This window comes from Neoroseomonas lacus, from assembly GCF_014644535.1.
GTDB classification, from domain to species: domain Bacteria; phylum Pseudomonadota; class Alphaproteobacteria; order Acetobacterales; family Acetobacteraceae; genus Neoroseomonas; species Neoroseomonas lacus.
The window spans coordinates 154,308-168,266 of the sequence record NZ_BMKW01000014.1 but is presented as its reverse complement, the minus strand read 5'-3'; the positions used below and the strand labels follow the sequence as shown (position 1 = coordinate 168,266).

The following is a 13,959-nucleotide window of genomic DNA, read 5'->3' as shown; positions in this document are numbered from 1 at the left end:
CGCATGGCCATGATCCGCATCATGCTCCGCCGACTGGCAGCAATGCCCTCAGCATGAATCGGAACTTCCCGGATGGGCTCTAACGAAATTGAATGGCCAGACCACTGGGATGAAAATCAAATTAATAAAATCTTTGTCGATTCAATTAGCTCTATAGTGGAAGGAAATTTATCAACCAAGACCATCGAATTCAAAGAGTTTTTTTCAAAATTCAGCCATGAAAGAGCAAAATCACAACAAAAACCTCTTAATACCTATTACTATCTGACACGACTTTCAATAAATCAACCGAATACTGACTATATTATCAACATACAAAATCACTCTATTGTTTTTGGGCCGACAGCGCATGATAAATTTTATGGAACAGAGTTTGAAGGGAATTTTCGAACTGTTAGCGTGAGAGATCCATCACTATATTGCCCACTTTATGTGAAAATACGATCAAAATCGCATACCGAAGCTGCTGACGCGAGTCAGCGAGTACTGTACGCATTCATGGGATTCCTCAACGGAATTACAAGTTACTATGCGCACAATTTTGGCAGCCACAAATCTCTTCATCGAATCCGTCCGTCAAAATATCAGATTATCGCAGACAACAAAAAACGACTCATTACGGATGTTTGGTGGTACTCACCTTACGAAGAAGATGAGATATTCCCACTAAAAGTTAGCGAACCCGCAATTAATATCGCCAAAAAATTCTTTCATAATATCCAAAAATCTAATATTGAAGACGATCTAATATCTAGTCTTCATCTTATTCATCAAGCTGGCGCTGAATTAAATGGGGGATTAAGAATACTTTTGATATGGAATGCGATCGAGGTTTTATTTTCGAGTTATAACTCTCAAGAAAATACCAAAACTATCATACATCGCGCCTCATTTATGTCCGAGACGCCGCATTTTCGAAAGATAAAACTCAACTTATTGAATAGGATGAGAAATAGATATGCTCATAAAGCAAAACTATCCATTAATTCTGATGCTCTGTTTTTTGACTCTCGCAATTATCTTATTCAAATAATTCGCACCATTGGCGAGAAAAAATGGTCTAAAATGACACTAAAGGACATCCACGCCATCCTTGACCATTCTCTCGACGCGAATTCTATCAATAACTCTATAAAGAATGCTAAGATTGCGCTCAGTCTTCGGCGCTAATTCTGGCTTAATCGCGTGGACCGCCGCGGATATCTGCGATGGTTGCCGTCAAGGCGCGCACACACTAAACGGCGGCGTGAGACGGGCCGCACGGGCGGCGCCACAGTTTAGTTTTCAAGGGTCCCTCCCCCATGGCAAAGATGCAAGCCAACCAGATGCGTGCCGGCATGGTCATCGAGTTCGAAGGCCAGCGCTACACCATCATCAAGCAGAACATCATGATCCCAGGGAAAGGCAATGCCATCATCCAGGTGGACATGCGCAACATCAAGACGGGTGCCAAGAAGGACCAGCGCTGGCGCACCGCCGACACGGTCGAGCGCCTGCAGACCGAGGACAAGGAGTTCACCTACTCCTACATCGACGGCACCAATCTGGTGCTGATGGACCCGGAAACCTTCGAGCAGACGATGGTGCCGCAGGAGATCCTCGGCGACCGTCTGCCCTTCCTGCAGGAGAACATGACGGTCAACGTCAAGCTCATCGAGGGCGAGCCGGTCTCGATGGACCTGCCGGAGACCATCGTGCTCGAGGTGGTCGAGGCTGACCCGGTGGTGAAGGGGCAGACGGCGTCGTCCTCCTACAAGCCGGCGGTGATGTCGAATGGCGCGAAGGTGATGGTGCCGCCCTTCATCACGGCGGGCGAGAAGATCGTCGTGAAGACCGCTGACGGCACGTATTACGAGCGCGCGAAGTAAGAAACGGTTGGGGCGGGCAATGCTCGCCTAACCACTTTCTGCTATCATTCCGCCTACCGGTGCGGTGCTCGCACCGGCGGGAGGTGCTGCATGGCGCGTTGTCGGTCGGTTCTGTTCGCATCGTTGGGGTTGGTGGCGCTGGCTGGCCTGGCCAGCCCGGCTGAGGCGGTGGTGTATTGCACGGGCCGGGGTGTGCCGGTCGGGTGTGTGGTGCGCCCGGTCGGGCGGGCGACGCCTGGGCTTGGTGCGCCGGGTGTGGGTGTCGCGCCGGGTGTGGGCGTGGGTGCGCCGGGTGTGGGTGTGGCGCCGGGCGTCGGTGCCCCCGGCGTGGGCGTGCTGCCTGGCACCCCGACCAATCGCGGCGGCCCTGTGAACCGCGTCGGCCGCCAATAAGCTAGACTCGACGCGGGGTCCGGGGACCGCGGCGGTCCCCGGCGGGGGTCCAGGGGGCGGCGCCCCCTGGCCTGGGCGCGCCATAACCCATGTCCGCCCGCGCCCCTCTGGCATGGGCGCCGCCATTCCGCTAACCCTCCCTCCGCTCTTTCTCCCCCGCAAGGTTTGCATCCGTCATGGCTATGGTTTCGTCACGTCTTTCGCCTGCCATGCAGGTTGTCACCACGGCCGTCCGCAAGGCGGGGCGTCGGCTGCTGCGGGACTTCGGCGAGGTCGAGCAGCTTCAGGTCAGCATGAAGGGCCCGTCGGATTTCGTCTCGACGGCGGATCTGCGGGCGGAGCAGACCTTGAAGGAGGAGTTGTCCAAGGCGCGGCCTGGCTTTGCCTTCCTGATGGAGGAGTCGGGCGAGTCCGGCGATGACTCCTGGGAGTGGCGTTGGGTCGTCGATCCGTTGGATGGGACGACGAACTTCCTGCATGGCATTCCGCATTGGGCGATCTCGGTGGGCATCGAGAAGCGCACGGGGACGGAGACGTCCGAGGTCGTGGCCGGCGTGATCTACAATCCGGCGTCGGATGAGTTGTTCTGGGCGGAGAAGGGTGTCGGGGCCTTTCTCAATGACCGGCGGCTGCGGGTGTCGGGGCGCAAGGATATTCGCGAGGCGGTGTTTGCCACGGGCATTCCGTTCGCGGGGGTGCCGCGCAAGGCGGAGTTCAGTTCCATCCTGCATCGGGTGATGCCGCAGGTGGCCGGGGTGCGGCGGTTCGGGGCGGCGGCGCTTGACCTCGCCTGGTTGGCGGCCGGCCGGTATGACGGGTTCTGGGAACTCGGGCTGAAGAAGTGGGACATCGCGGCGGGGCTGGTGATGGTGAAGGAAGCCGGTGGCGCGGCGAGTGACCCGGATGGCGGCGACCCCTATGGTTCCGGCAATGTCGTGGCGGGCAACCAGACGCTGCAGCCGAAGCTGCGCGAGCTGGTGGTGGATGGCATCGCCGCGGTGAAGGCTCGTCCGGCCGGATGAGGCGGCGGGCGCTCCTGGTCGGGCTGCTGCTACTGGGCGGTGTTGCCCGGGCGCAGGATGTGCCTGACGCGTTGTTGCCGCCGGAACCGGCGCCCGCGCCGCCGGCGCCACCCGCGCTGGCGCCGACCGGGGCGCCGATGGTGCCGCCGCCGCCGCAGGCCAATCTGCCGGCCGGGATGACGGTGCGGCCGGATGGCGTGGTGCGGTTTACCTTGCATGGCGAAGCTATCGAGCCCGCCCTGGCCGAGACCTTGCGGGCGATGGGCGAGCGGTTGGGGGCGCTGCCGTTCGGGCGCGTCGCTGTCGAGGTGCAGGTGGTCGGGCCGGCGAATGATGCCTCGATGGCGCGGCGGGCCTCGCTGGCACGGGCGCAGGCGGTGAAGGCATTGTTGGTCGCCGGCGGGCTGGACGCGACTCGGATCGATCTGCGCCCGTTGGGGCGGTTGGCGGCCGGGGTGGATGCGGTGGACGTTCTGCCGCCCGGCGCGGCAAGCCCGAACACGGAGGCGCGGAACGGCCGATGACGCAGCCGGTTGTCTATCTGTGGCGGATGTTGGGGTTCCTCGCCTTCGTGGCGGTGGTGACCTTTGCCGTCTGGGCGCAGCTGCGCACGGCGTTTGCGGCGAACCCGGTGTTGAACGGGGTGATCCTGGCGGTGCTGCTGTTCGGCATCGGGTGGAACATCCGCCAGGTGCTGGTGTTGCGGACCGAGGTGACCTGGCTGGAGGGGTTCCGCTCAGTGCGCGGGGCGGACCAGCAGGTGCAGCCGCGGCTGTTGGCGCCGATGGCGTCGATGCTCTCGGCGCGGCGGACCGAGCGGGTGTCGATGTCGGCGATCGCGATGCGCTCGCTGCTGGATGGCATCGTTTCGCGGTTGGATGAGACGCGCGAATTGTCGCGCTACATGACCGGGTTGCTGATCTTTCTCGGTCTTCTCGGGACGTTCTGGGGGTTGTTGCTGACGATCGGGTCGGTTGCTGATGTCATCGGCAACATGTCGGTGGGATCGGGCGACCTGAACCAGTTGTTCAATCAGTTGAAGGCCGGGCTGGCGCGGCCGCTGGAGGGGATGGGGACGGCGTTCTCGACCTCGATGCTGGGTCTCGCCGGGGCGCTGGTGCTGGGGTTCATGGACCTCACCGCCGGGCAGGCGCAGACGCGCTTCACGAATGAGCTGGAGGAGTGGCTCGCCGGGCTGTCGCGGCTTTCGACCGGCGTGCTGGGGCAGGAAGGGGACAGTTCCATCCCCGCCTATGTGAATGCGCTGCTGGAGCAGACGGCGGAGAACCTCGAAGGGCTGCAGACCATCCTGCAGCGGGGCGAGGAAGGGCGGGCAGCGACCTCCCAGGCCATCATGACGATGACTGAGCGGCTGACCGTGCTGACCGAGCAGATGCGCGCCAACAACCAGGTGATGGTGCGCGTCGCGGAGGGGCAGTCGACCATCGCGATGGCGCTCGCGAAGCTGGCGGATGGGCAGGAGCGCGGGGCGATCGACGAGGGGACGCGGGGGAATATCCGCAACATCGAGATCTACATGGCGCGGCTGATCGAGGAAATGGCGCAGGGGCGCGTGCAGGCGACGGCGGAGATCCGCAACGAGATCAAGATCCTGACGCGGACGATCGCCTCGATCGCCGAGGATTCGCCACGGTGAGGCTGCGGGAGACGGAGAGGGCGGCGCCCTCCCGGCTGCACGCCTAGCCATGGCCGGTCCCAGAGACCGTCGGCGCGGTGGCGGCCTCGATGCCTGGCCGGGCTATGTGGATGCGCTGTCCACGCTGTTGATGGTCATCATTTTCGTGCTGCTGGTCTTCGTGCTGGCGCAGGGGTTCCTGTCGGTGGCGCTGACCTCGCGCGACCGGGCGCTCGACAGGCTCAACCGCCAGGTCTCGGAACTGGCCGAATTGCTGGCGCTGGAACGCGGCCAGGCGGAGGAACTGCGCAGCGGCCTCGCACGGGCCACCAGCGAACTCGCCACCGCCGCCGCGGCGCGTGATGACGCGGTGCGCTCGCTCGGCACGCTGCGCGAGGAACGCGACCGGCTGGCCGGTGAACGCGACACCGCCCGCAGCGAACAGGAACGTCTCGCCGCGCGGCTGGCTGATCTTGGCGTCGGCGCGCGCGGCACCGAGGACCGCGTGGCGACGCTGGAACGCCAATTGGCCGAGGCGGTGGCGCGGGCGGAGACGGTCGGCGGCGATGCCGCGCGCACCACGCGCGACCTGACCGAGGCGCGGCGCAGCCTGACGCAGACCGAACAGCAGCGGGCGGCGCTAGAACAACAGGCGACGCAGACCGCCGGGGAATTGGCCGCGGCACGGCGCGACCTCGAGGCGCTGCGCGCCGAGGCGGCGCAGCTGAACCAGCAGGTCACCGCCGACCGCGCGACGATCCAGGCGAGGCTGGCCGACCTCGCGCGGTTGAACCAGCAGGTCGAGGCGCTCTCGGCGCTGCGCGAGGAATTGCAGCGCCAGGTGCAGGCCGCCCTGGCGCGGGCGGCGGATGAGGAACGCAACCGCCAGGCCGCCGAACAGGCCGCGGCGCGTTCCGCTGCCGAGGTTGCCGAGGCGCAGCGCCGGCGGGAGGCTGCGGAAGGCCTCGCGGCGGCGGCCAATGCCCGCGCCGGCGCCTCCGAGGCCGAGGCGCGCGGCGCCGCCCAGCGCGCCACCGGCGCCGAGGCCGCCCAGGCGAGCGCCGAAGCGGCGATGCGTGACGCCGTCGCGCGCGCCGCCGCGGCTGAACAGGCCCGCCAGCGCGCCGAGGACATCGCCCGGCAGGCGGCGACGGTGCAGGCCTCGGCCGAACGCGCGCGGACCGAGGCGGAGCGCGAGGCCGCCGCGCGCATCGCCGCCGCCGAACAGGCCCGCGCCGAGGCCGACGCGTTACGCGCCCAGGCCGAGGCGCAGCGCGGCGAGGCCACCACCCGTGCCGCCGCCGCCGAGACCCAGGCCACCGAGCAGACGAGACTGGCGGAGAGCGCCCGCGCGCAGGTCACGCTGCTGACCCGGCAGGTCGCGACGCTGCGCGCCGAACTCGCCCGGCTGGTGACCGCGCTGGAGCTGGAGGAAGCCGCCGGGCGCGACCGGGATGCGCAGATCACCAATCTCGGCCAGCGGCTCAATGCGGCGCTGGCCGCGCGGGTCGAGGAATTGCAGCGCTACCGGTCGGACTTCTTCGGCCGGCTGCGCCAGGTGCTGGGCGAGCGGCCCGAGGTGCGCATCGTCGGAGACCGCTTTGTGTTCCAGGGCGAGGTGCTGTTCTCTCCCGCCTCGGCCGAACTGTCGGAAGCCGGGCGGCAGCAGGTGCGCGACCTTGCCCGCGTGCTGCTGGAGGTCACGCCGCAGATCCCGCCCGAGATCGCCTGGGTGGTGCGCGTCGATGGCCACGCCGACCGTACGCCGATCCGTTCCTCGCGCTTCGCCAGCAATTGGGAATTGGCGGCCGCGCGGGCCATCGCCGTGGCCCAGTTGCTGATCGCCGAAGGGCTGCCGGCCAACCGGGTGGCCGCCACGAGTTTCGGCGATACCCAGCCGATCGACGAGGGCGAGGGCCCGGCCGCCTATGCGCGAAACCGACGCATCGAGGTCCGGCTGACGGATCGGTGAGTTGATGACCATGACGCCTTCCGAGATCATCTTCGTCGTGGCGCGGTTCGGCATCGTCGGGCTGTGCCTGGTCACGCTGGTGATCGTCACGCGCGACGCACGCCCGGGCACCGCGCCCGGCGCGCCGCAGCGGCCCCTTCTGGGTTTCGCGGTCGCCTTGCTGCTGGCGGCCAGCCTACTCACGCTCAACGACATCCACGCGGCGCTCAGCCCCGGCGAGCAGATGCCTACCTATGACGGTGCCTGGCTCTGGCTGCTGTTCGATGCGGGCGTGCCGCTGCTAATGCTCCAGGCGCTGCGGCTGATGCGCCAACGCGACGAGGCGCTGGCGACGCTCGCGCTGGCTTCCGTGACCGATGCGCTGACCGAGTTGCCCAATCGTCGTGGCTTTGCCAATGCGGCCGCGGCGGCGCTGCAGGCCTGCCAACGACGAGGCGAGGGCGCCGCCGTGGTGATGTTCGACCTCGACCGCTTCAAGAGCATCAATGACGGTCACGGCCATGCGGCGGGCGATGCGGTGCTGCGCGGCGTGGCCGCGGTGCTGCGCCGGCATCTTCGTGCCTCGGATGTGGTGGGGCGGCTGGGCGGGGAGGAATTCGTCGCGCTGTGTTCCGGCATGTCGGTGGCCCAGGCCGCCGCGCTGGCCGAGCGGGTGCGCGAGAGCATTCGTGACGAGGTGCCGCATCCGGCGGGCGATGGCGGGATGGTGACCACTTCCGCCGGGGTGGCGGCGGTCGGGGCGCCGGGGCTGGAGGCGGCCCTCATCGCCGCGGACCGCGCCTTGTATGCCGCGAAGGAAAGCGGTCGGGACCGCGTCTTGACCGCTGCGGCGCCGGCCTGACGCCGGCGCGCCGCGTCCGTGCGGAAGGTGCGATGCCGGGCAACCGCCGGCCCCGCGCCGGTCAGATCATCCGCGCCTCGAAGGGCGGCACCAGGTCGGGGGCCTCGAATTCCAGCACCCAGAGATCCGGGTCGCGCTTCACCTGGCGCTCGACATAGGCATCGGCGACATCCTGCTCGACGGCGGCCGCGCCGGTGCTGCGCAGCCAGGATGCGCGGCCCTCGGCGTCGCGTGCCTGGGACAGCACGACGATCCCCTCCCGCCCTCGCAGCACGCACAGGATACCCCCCGAATCCGGGTCGCCCTTGCGCAGCACGGCGGCCGGGCGGCCGGCCATGTCGGACAGGCGGATCGCCATCGAGACCCAGATCGCGGCCTTGACCTTCGGTTCCATGCGGCGCGCCTCAGATGCCGCCGGGCGCGATGGTCGGGCGGAGGGGCAGGCCGGGGCGGCGCCGGGCGGCCGGGCGGGGCGGCACCGGCGCGGTCGCGGGCCGGGTGATCGTGTTGGCGTTCGTCATCCTGGCAGACTCGCATGCGTAGCCTCTTGCCGGAAGGCGCGGCACGGGCCATTCACGGGGCCTCGATGAAGGTTCCCGGCATGAGCGATCGGAAAATGACGGAGGCGCAGCGCGCCTATGAGGCGAAGCGCGCCGCCAAGGCGGGCATGAGCCTCGACAAATGGCTGTCCGACAAGGAAAGGCGCGCCGCCGCCGAGGCACGCGAGGACGCCGTGACGGTCGCCAAGGCCGCGGCGCCGAAAAAGACCGGGTTTTTCGGGCGGCTGCTCGAGAAGGCGCAGAAGCCGCTCTGAGCGGGGCGCAAGGTCGAGGGGCGCCGCCCCTCGAGCACCCCGCCAGGGAACTCAGTTTCCTGGACCTTCGGGCGATTTCTGCGACCTCGAGGGGGCGGGCAGCAATCGTTCGGCGCCGCAGGAACACACCACAGTACCGTCCGACAGGGGGTTGGGCAGCGTTGCTTCCCCGCAATGGGGGCATTCGATCGCGGCGCGCGTCGCCACCATCACAGCATCCGCATCAGCGTGCCGTCGCGGCGGATGGCATGGTGGAAGATCGCCCCGCCGATATGGCCCACCAGCAGTACCACGAACAGGTAGCCGCCGATGGTGTGGCCCCAGGACAGCACATTGGCCAACCCCTCCGAGGTCTCCATGAATTTCGGCAGGTTGATGAAGCCGAGATAGGCGGTCTGCCCCTGCAGCGGAAAACCCCAGGCATTGGTGGCGAAGAAGCCCAGCACCGGCTGGATGATCAGCATGGCGTAAAGGCCGTGATGCGTCGCTGTCGCGGCGATGCGCAGGACGGCCGGCAACCCGGGCGGGTGCGGCGGCGCCTTGTGCGTCAGCTTCCACAGGATGCGCGCGATGGCGGTCAGCAGGATGGTCAGCCCCGCGCTTTCGTGGATGGCATAGAAGCCCATCTTGTAGACGCTGTCGGAGGCCTCGGTGATGAACTTGATGACGAAGCCGGTGGGCAGCGCGATGGCGATCAGCCCGACCGTGATCCAGTGGAACCATTTGGCGACGCTGCCGTATTGGCCGTCGGGGTGGGCGGCGTCCTGGCCCGGCAAGGCGGCGGCGTGGGTCGCGTCCATGGTGGCTCTCCGGTGGCTCGTCGCGTCAGCCTATCGCATGTCGGGAGCGAATGGCGGGTGACAATGATCGCGGCACACGCCGATTGGAGCATCGACCCGCGCAAGCGGTGGGTCAGCATCGCCCGACAGGGCCCCCAAGGCTGGCGCGCCGAGGCGCCGGTGCCGGTCGGCGCGCCCGCCGCGTTGCTGGCCTCGCTGCTGGCCGAGGGCGTGCCGGTGGCGATGGGGCTCGATTTGCCGCTCGGCGTGCCGCGCGGTTTCGCCGACGGGCGGCGCGAAGCCGGCTTCGTGGAGTTCCTGCGCGGACGGGCGGGCGATGCCGGCTTCTTCACAGTGGCGGCAACGCTGGCGGATGTGTCGCGCGAGCGCCCCTTCTACCCGGCGCGCGGCGTGAAGGGGATGACGCGGGCGGCGCATGCGGCCGCGCTGGGGCTGGCCGATGCGGCCGGCCTGTCGCGCTGGTGCGACCGCGCCACCGCCGAGCGCCCGGCCGGGGCGCCGGTGTTCTGGACGCTCGGGGCGAACCAGTCGGGCAAGGCGGCGATCGCGGCCTGGCGGGACTGGCTGGCGCCGGGGCTGGCGGCCGGTGCGCCCTATGCGATCTGGCCGTTCGATGGCGGGTTGCATGGGCTGCTCGCCCCCGGCCGCGCGGTGCTGGCGGAGGTCTATCCGGCCGAGGCGTTGCGCCATCTTGGCCTGGTGATGCGCGGCTCGAAGCGGGTGCAGGCGGATCGCGCGGCGCTCGGCACCGCCTTGCTGGCGGTGATGGCGGTGCGGCGGGTGGTCCCCTCCCCGGCCTTGCGCGCCATGGCCGAAGCCGGTTTCGGCGCCGATGCCGCGGGCGAGGACCGCTTCGATTCCGTCATCGGCCTGCTCGGACTGATCGGCGTGCTGGACGGGCTGCGGCCGGATTTCGTGCCGCAGGACGCCTCGATCCGCGCCTGGGAAGGCTGGGTGCTGGGGCAGACCGCGCTGCCCCGGGCGTAACGGGCCGCCTCGACGTGGCGAAAGCCTGGGTGAGCCGACAGGAGCCCACCATGCAACACGACCCGCGCGGATTGGCGATCACTACCGACAATGCCCTTGCTGCCCAGGCGCTCGATGGCGCCGTGATGGGGCTGCTGGCCCAGCGCGCCGACACCGGGGCGCGGCTGGCCGCGGCGCTGGCGGCCGACCCCCTGCTGGTCGCCGGCCACGCCATGGCCGGGCTGTCGCAGATGATCGCGGCGCGCCGGCCGCTGATGGAGATGGCCGGCACCAGCCTGGCCGCGGCGCGGGCGGGCCTGGCGATGCGCGGCGGCACGCCGCGGGAACGCGCGCTGGTGCAGGCGCTGGCCGCCTGGCAGGAGGGCGGTGCGATGGAACGCGCCGCCGATGGACTTGAAGCCATCGTGCAGGAGGACCCGCATGACGTTCTCGCCCTGCGTCTGTCCCATGGCATTCGCTTCATGCTGGGCGATGCGGCGGCGATGCGCAACGCGCTGGAACAGGCGTTGCCGCGTTGGGATGCGGCGATGCCGGGCTACTCCTATCTGCTCGGCTGTCATGCCTTCGCGCTGGAGGAGACCGGCGATGTCAGGCGCGCCGAGATCATCGGCCGCGAGGCGGTGACGATGGCGCCGGATGATCTGTGGGGCGCGCATGCGGTGGCCCATGCGCTGGGTGAGCAGGGGCGGATGCGCGAAGGCATCGCCTGGCTCCGCTGGCTGGAGCCGCATCTGGCCGGCGGCAGCAATTTCGTGCGCCATGTGCATTGGCACCAGGCGCTGTTCCATCTCGCCCTCGGGCAGAAGGCGGCGGCGCTGGCGTTGCACGACACCCGCGTCTGGGCAACGCCGAGCGAGGATGTGCGCGACCTGACGAATGCCGCGTCCCTGCTGTGGCGGCTGGAGGCACATGGCGTCGCGGTGGGCGCGCGGCGCTGGCAGGAACTTGCCGATATCGCGGAGCAGCGCAGCGGCGATCACGCCTGGGCCTTCGCCGATCTGCACCATGTGTTGTGCCTCGCCGCCGCCGGGCGGCGCGAGGCGCTGGCGGAGATGCTGCTCGGCATCGCCGGCCATGCGGCGGGGCGCGGCGGTGATGTGGCGCGGGTGCATGAGGCGGTCGGGCTCGATGCCGCGCGCGGCGTGGCCGCGGCGGTGAGCGGCGATGCGGCGCGGGCGGAACGGTTGCTGTCCGCCGCGCTGCCCCGGCTGCATGAGACCGGCGGGAGCCACGCGCAGCGCGCGCTGTTCCAGGCGATGCGCGACCGCGCGGCGGCGCAGGCCGGCGTGGCCGGTGCCGGTTGGGGGTGACGCGACGAGGCAAAGCGGGGAGACTGCGGCCCGCTTTGAAGGATGGTTTGCATGCGCATCGCGGTCATCACGGATATCCACGGCAATGCCGCGGCACTCGATGCGATGCTCGAGGATGCGGCGGCGCGCGGGCTGCGCAGCATCATCTGCCTCGGTGACATCGCCTCAGGTGCCGGCTGGCCGCGCGAGACGGTGGAGATGCTGCAGGCGACCGGCATTCCCTGCATCCGCGGCAACCATGACCGCTGGATCAGCGAGCATGAGCCGGCGACGATGGGCAAGCAGGACCGGCTTGCCTATGACGAGTTGTCGGCCGAGCAGCGCGGCTGGCTGATGGACCTGCCGACATCGATGCAGCCCGCGCCGGGTGTGCTGGCGGTGCATGGGTCACCGGGGTCGGATATGCAGAACCTGATCGAGGAAGTGGTCGCCGAGCGGCTGCGCCCGGCGCCGATGGCGGTGCTACGCGAGCGGCTGGGCGTGGATGGGATGGGCGCACGCGTCGTGCTGTGCGGGCACAGCCATCGTAGCGGGATGGTGCAGGTGCCGGGCGGACCGCTCGTGGTCAATCCGGGCAGCCTCGGTCTGCCGGGATTCCGCATTTCCCGCGAACCGGCGCACCGGCAGGAGGCCGGCACGCCGCATGCGCGGTATGCCGTGCTGCATCTGGATGGCGATGCCGTGCAGGTGGAGTTGCTGGCGATTGCCTATGACTGGGAGGCGGCGGCGCGGCGGGCCCATGATGTGGGCTTCAACGCCGCCTGGCCGCATGTCATCCGCACCGGGTTGTTGCCCGAAAGCGCCTGACGCCGCCGCGTCAGATGCGGCCGAGCAGCGCCAGCACGACGAGCAGGATCAGCACCGCGCCGAGCAGGCCGACGCCGCCATGGCCGAAGCCATAGCCATAGCCGCCGAAGCGGCCGCTGAACCCGCCCAGCAGGGCGATGAGCAGCAGGATGATGAGGATGGTGCCGAGCGTCATGGCCAGTGGCCTCCAGAAGCGGATGTGGTGGGCACGTCACGCCATTGGCACGGGGTGGCGAGCGTGCCGCCCGTCCGTCAGCGACCTTCGATCGAAACGCCGTTGCGGCCCACCGAGATCTCGACGCCCGAACGCTGGCTGTCCTGGTACATCCAGATGCCCACGCCGATAACGCCGGCCAGCAGCGCGCCGACCAGGAAATAGAGGCTGTTGCTGCTCATCGGGCCGTGTCCTTCTGCCGCGTCATAGGTGATGACGCGGCAGCGGCCGGAGAGTTTCATCACATCGCTGCCGGTGGCGATGATTTATGCGGCCGGCGGCGCGTAGAGCCCGGCCGCGGTCGCCGCCAGCGTCGCCAGACCGGCGGTCAGTTCGAAGGTCGGCATCGGCACGCCGGCCTCCTTCGCCATCTGCAGCGGCACGGTCATCAGCGCGTCGATCTCCATCGCGCGGCCGAGTTCGAGGTCCTGCAGGATGGACGGCTTGTGCGCGATGGTGGCCGAACGCCGCATCCGCCCTTCCGCCCCGGTGCCGACGTCGCACCCATAGGCCTTGGCGAGCGCGGCGCCTTCCTCGGCGACGCGCACCGCGGCGGCGAAGATCGCCGGGTTCGCCAGCGTCCCCATCATGTGCGAGCGCGACAGAATGCACAGCGGGCCGGAGGTGATGTTGCCCATCAGCTTGGCCCAGACTGTGCGGCGGATGTCCTCGACCACCGGGGTCGGCATGCCGCCGGCCGCGATGAAGCCGGCAATCACCCTGGCACGCTCGCTGATTGACCCATCCGGTTCGCCGAGGATCAGCCTGATGTCGGCATGTTCGGATTTCACCACGCCCGGCGCCGTGACCTCGCTGGCGGAGTAGACCACGCCGCCGATGGTGCGCTCGATGCCGACCAGTCGTTCGATCACGCCGTTCGGGTCGAGCAGCGGCAGGCGACGGCCTTCCTGCGCGCCACCATGGCGCAGGAAGTACCACCAGGGGATGCCGTTGGTGACGAAGGCGACGGGGGTGTCGGGACCGAGCAGCGGGCCGATGGCCTCGGCGGCAATGGGCAGCGCCGGCACCTTGGTGGTGATCAGCACGGCATCGACCGGGCCGATCTCGGCCGCGGTCGCCGCAGCCTGCACCTTCACGGTCTTGATACCGTCATGGGCATGCAGGGTGATGCCGTTGGCCTTCATCGCCTCGAGATGCGGGCCGCGGGCGATGACGGAGACCTCCGCGCCGCCGAGAGCGGCACGGGTGGCGAGATGGCTGCCGATGGCGCCGGCGCCGAAGACGCAGATACGGGTCATGGGGATATCCTTGGAAGGCTGGCGACGTGGGTATCA

17 protein-coding genes are annotated in these 13,959 nt (G+C 68.0%); 12 read left to right on the top strand and 5 right to left on the bottom strand.

Going from position 1 to position 13,959, the window contains the following annotated elements; genetic code table 11:
- The first annotated feature begins 72 nt into the window (after positions 1-72).
- From IEY36_RS24955 to IEY36_RS24920, 8 genes are all read left to right on the top strand, one after another.
- A complete protein-coding gene (locus IEY36_RS24955) occupies positions 73-1,170 on the top strand; it encodes a hypothetical protein (protein ID WP_188972017.1) in 1,098 nt (365 codons plus the stop codon).
- Between the two features lie 131 nt (positions 1,171-1,301).
- Entirely contained in the window at positions 1,302-1,868 is a 567-nt protein-coding gene (gene efp / locus IEY36_RS24950) for an elongation factor P (RefSeq protein ID WP_188972015.1), read from the top strand.
- A gap of 90 nt (positions 1,869-1,958) precedes the next feature.
- Entirely contained in the window at positions 1,959-2,261 is a 303-nt protein-coding gene (locus IEY36_RS31155) for a hypothetical protein (protein WP_188972013.1), read from the top strand.
- A gap of 176 nt (positions 2,262-2,437) precedes the next feature.
- Entirely contained in the window at positions 2,438-3,283 is an 846-nt protein-coding gene (locus tag IEY36_RS24940; protein ID WP_229681558.1) for an inositol monophosphatase family protein, read from the top strand.
- A complete protein-coding gene (locus IEY36_RS24935) occupies positions 3,280-3,807 on the top strand; it encodes an OmpA family protein (RefSeq protein ID WP_188972011.1) in 528 nt (175 codons plus the stop codon). Before IEY36_RS24940 ends, IEY36_RS24935 begins: the two co-directional genes overlap by 4 nt.
- The gene (locus IEY36_RS24930; protein WP_188972009.1) at positions 3,804-4,940 is read left to right on the top strand and encodes a flagellar motor protein MotA; all 1,137 of its coding nucleotides are present in this window, start codon (positions 3,804-3,806) and stop codon (positions 4,938-4,940) included. The genes IEY36_RS24935 and IEY36_RS24930 overlap by 4 nt, the downstream gene beginning before the upstream one ends.
- A gap of 49 nt (positions 4,941-4,989) precedes the next feature.
- Positions 4,990-6,891 (top strand): peptidoglycan -binding protein, encoded by a 1,902-nt coding sequence (locus tag IEY36_RS24925; RefSeq protein ID WP_188972007.1) that lies wholly within the window; start codon positions 4,990-4,992, stop codon positions 6,889-6,891.
- 4 nt (positions 6,892-6,895) lie between these two features.
- The gene (locus tag IEY36_RS24920) at positions 6,896-7,732 is read left to right on the top strand and encodes a GGDEF domain-containing protein (protein WP_188972005.1); all 837 of its coding nucleotides are present in this window, start codon (positions 6,896-6,898) and stop codon (positions 7,730-7,732) included.
- A 61-nt stretch (positions 7,733-7,793) separates the two neighbouring features.
- Here IEY36_RS24920 and IEY36_RS24915 read toward each other — a convergent pair whose 3' ends face one another.
- Complete coding sequence (locus IEY36_RS24915; RefSeq protein ID WP_188972003.1) at positions 7,794-8,126, bottom strand: DUF1491 family protein; 333 nt, start codon at positions 8,124-8,126, stop codon at positions 7,794-7,796.
- Between the two features lie 207 nt (positions 8,127-8,333).
- Here IEY36_RS24915 and IEY36_RS24910 point away from each other — a divergent pair, with 207 nt between their 5' ends.
- On the top strand, positions 8,334-8,546 hold the full coding sequence (locus IEY36_RS24910; protein WP_229681557.1) for a hypothetical protein: 213 nt from the start codon (positions 8,334-8,336) through the stop codon (positions 8,544-8,546).
- 209 nt (positions 8,547-8,755) lie between these two features.
- Here IEY36_RS24910 and IEY36_RS24905 read toward each other — a convergent pair whose 3' ends face one another.
- Positions 8,756-9,346, bottom strand: a complete 591-nt coding sequence (locus IEY36_RS24905; protein WP_188972000.1) for a cytochrome b — start codon at positions 9,344-9,346, stop codon at positions 8,756-8,758.
- 63 nt (positions 9,347-9,409) lie between these two features.
- Between IEY36_RS24905 and IEY36_RS24900 the strand changes: the two genes are divergently transcribed.
- The 3 genes from IEY36_RS24900 to IEY36_RS24890 are packed head-to-tail and all read left to right on the top strand — an operon-like array spanning position 9,410 to position 12,450.
- Complete coding sequence (locus IEY36_RS24900; protein ID WP_188971999.1) at positions 9,410-10,333, top strand: hypothetical protein; 924 nt, start codon at positions 9,410-9,412, stop codon at positions 10,331-10,333.
- A 50-nt stretch (positions 10,334-10,383) separates the two neighbouring features.
- Positions 10,384-11,643, top strand: a complete 1,260-nt coding sequence (locus IEY36_RS24895; RefSeq protein WP_188971997.1) for a tetratricopeptide repeat protein — start codon at positions 10,384-10,386, stop codon at positions 11,641-11,643.
- A 51-nt stretch (positions 11,644-11,694) separates the two neighbouring features.
- Positions 11,695-12,450 carry a metallophosphoesterase family protein gene (locus tag IEY36_RS24890; protein ID WP_188971995.1) on the top strand — a complete coding sequence of 252 codons (756 nt, stop codon included), beginning with the start codon at positions 11,695-11,697 and terminating at the stop codon, positions 12,448-12,450.
- Between the two features lie 10 nt (positions 12,451-12,460).
- Here the strand turns inward: IEY36_RS24890 and IEY36_RS24885 are convergent, their stop codons facing one another.
- The 3 genes from IEY36_RS24885 to IEY36_RS24875 form a co-directional block, all read right to left on the bottom strand.
- Complete coding sequence (locus IEY36_RS24885) at positions 12,461-12,625, bottom strand: DUF3309 family protein (protein ID WP_188971993.1); 165 nt, start codon at positions 12,623-12,625, stop codon at positions 12,461-12,463.
- Between the two features lie 77 nt (positions 12,626-12,702).
- On the bottom strand, positions 12,703-12,846 hold the full coding sequence (locus tag IEY36_RS24880) for a hypothetical protein (RefSeq protein WP_188971992.1): 144 nt from the start codon (positions 12,844-12,846) through the stop codon (positions 12,703-12,705).
- An 84-nt stretch (positions 12,847-12,930) separates the two neighbouring features.
- Entirely contained in the window at positions 12,931-13,923 is a 993-nt protein-coding gene (locus IEY36_RS24875) for a ketopantoate reductase family protein (RefSeq protein WP_188971990.1), read from the bottom strand.
- Between the last annotated feature and the right edge of the window lie 36 nt (positions 13,924-13,959).

Coding starts and splice junctions, on each gene's coding strand:
- IEY36_RS24955 (WP_188972017.1), top strand. CDS start 73: ATGGGCTCTAACGAAATTGAATGGCCAGACCACTGGGATGAAAATCAA.
- efp (WP_188972015.1), top strand. CDS start 1,302: ATGGCAAAGATGCAAGCCAACCAGATGCGTGCCGGCATGGTCATCGAG.
- IEY36_RS31155 (WP_188972013.1), top strand. CDS start 1,959: ATGGCGCGTTGTCGGTCGGTTCTGTTCGCATCGTTGGGGTTGGTGGCG.
- IEY36_RS24940 (WP_229681558.1), top strand. CDS start 2,438: ATGGCTATGGTTTCGTCACGTCTTTCGCCTGCCATGCAGGTTGTCACC.
- IEY36_RS24935 (WP_188972011.1), top strand. CDS start 3,280: ATGAGGCGGCGGGCGCTCCTGGTCGGGCTGCTGCTACTGGGCGGTGTT.
- IEY36_RS24930 (WP_188972009.1), top strand. CDS start 3,804: ATGACGCAGCCGGTTGTCTATCTGTGGCGGATGTTGGGGTTCCTCGCC.
- IEY36_RS24925 (WP_188972007.1), top strand. CDS start 4,990: ATGGCCGGTCCCAGAGACCGTCGGCGCGGTGGCGGCCTCGATGCCTGG.
- IEY36_RS24920 (WP_188972005.1), top strand. CDS start 6,896: ATGACCATGACGCCTTCCGAGATCATCTTCGTCGTGGCGCGGTTCGGC.
- IEY36_RS24915 (WP_188972003.1), bottom strand. CDS start 8,126: ATGGAACCGAAGGTCAAGGCCGCGATCTGGGTCTCGATGGCGATCCGC.
- IEY36_RS24910 (WP_229681557.1), top strand. CDS start 8,334: ATGAGCGATCGGAAAATGACGGAGGCGCAGCGCGCCTATGAGGCGAAG.
- IEY36_RS24905 (WP_188972000.1), bottom strand. CDS start 9,346: ATGGACGCGACCCACGCCGCCGCCTTGCCGGGCCAGGACGCCGCCCAC.
- IEY36_RS24900 (WP_188971999.1), top strand. CDS start 9,410: ATGATCGCGGCACACGCCGATTGGAGCATCGACCCGCGCAAGCGGTGG.
- IEY36_RS24895 (WP_188971997.1), top strand. CDS start 10,384: ATGCAACACGACCCGCGCGGATTGGCGATCACTACCGACAATGCCCTT.
- IEY36_RS24890 (WP_188971995.1), top strand. CDS start 11,695: ATGCGCATCGCGGTCATCACGGATATCCACGGCAATGCCGCGGCACTC.
- IEY36_RS24885 (WP_188971993.1), bottom strand. CDS start 12,625: ATGACGCTCGGCACCATCCTCATCATCCTGCTGCTCATCGCCCTGCTG.
- IEY36_RS24880 (WP_188971992.1), bottom strand. CDS start 12,846: ATGAGCAGCAACAGCCTCTATTTCCTGGTCGGCGCGCTGCTGGCCGGC.
- IEY36_RS24875 (WP_188971990.1), bottom strand. CDS start 13,923: ATGACCCGTATCTGCGTCTTCGGCGCCGGCGCCATCGGCAGCCATCTC.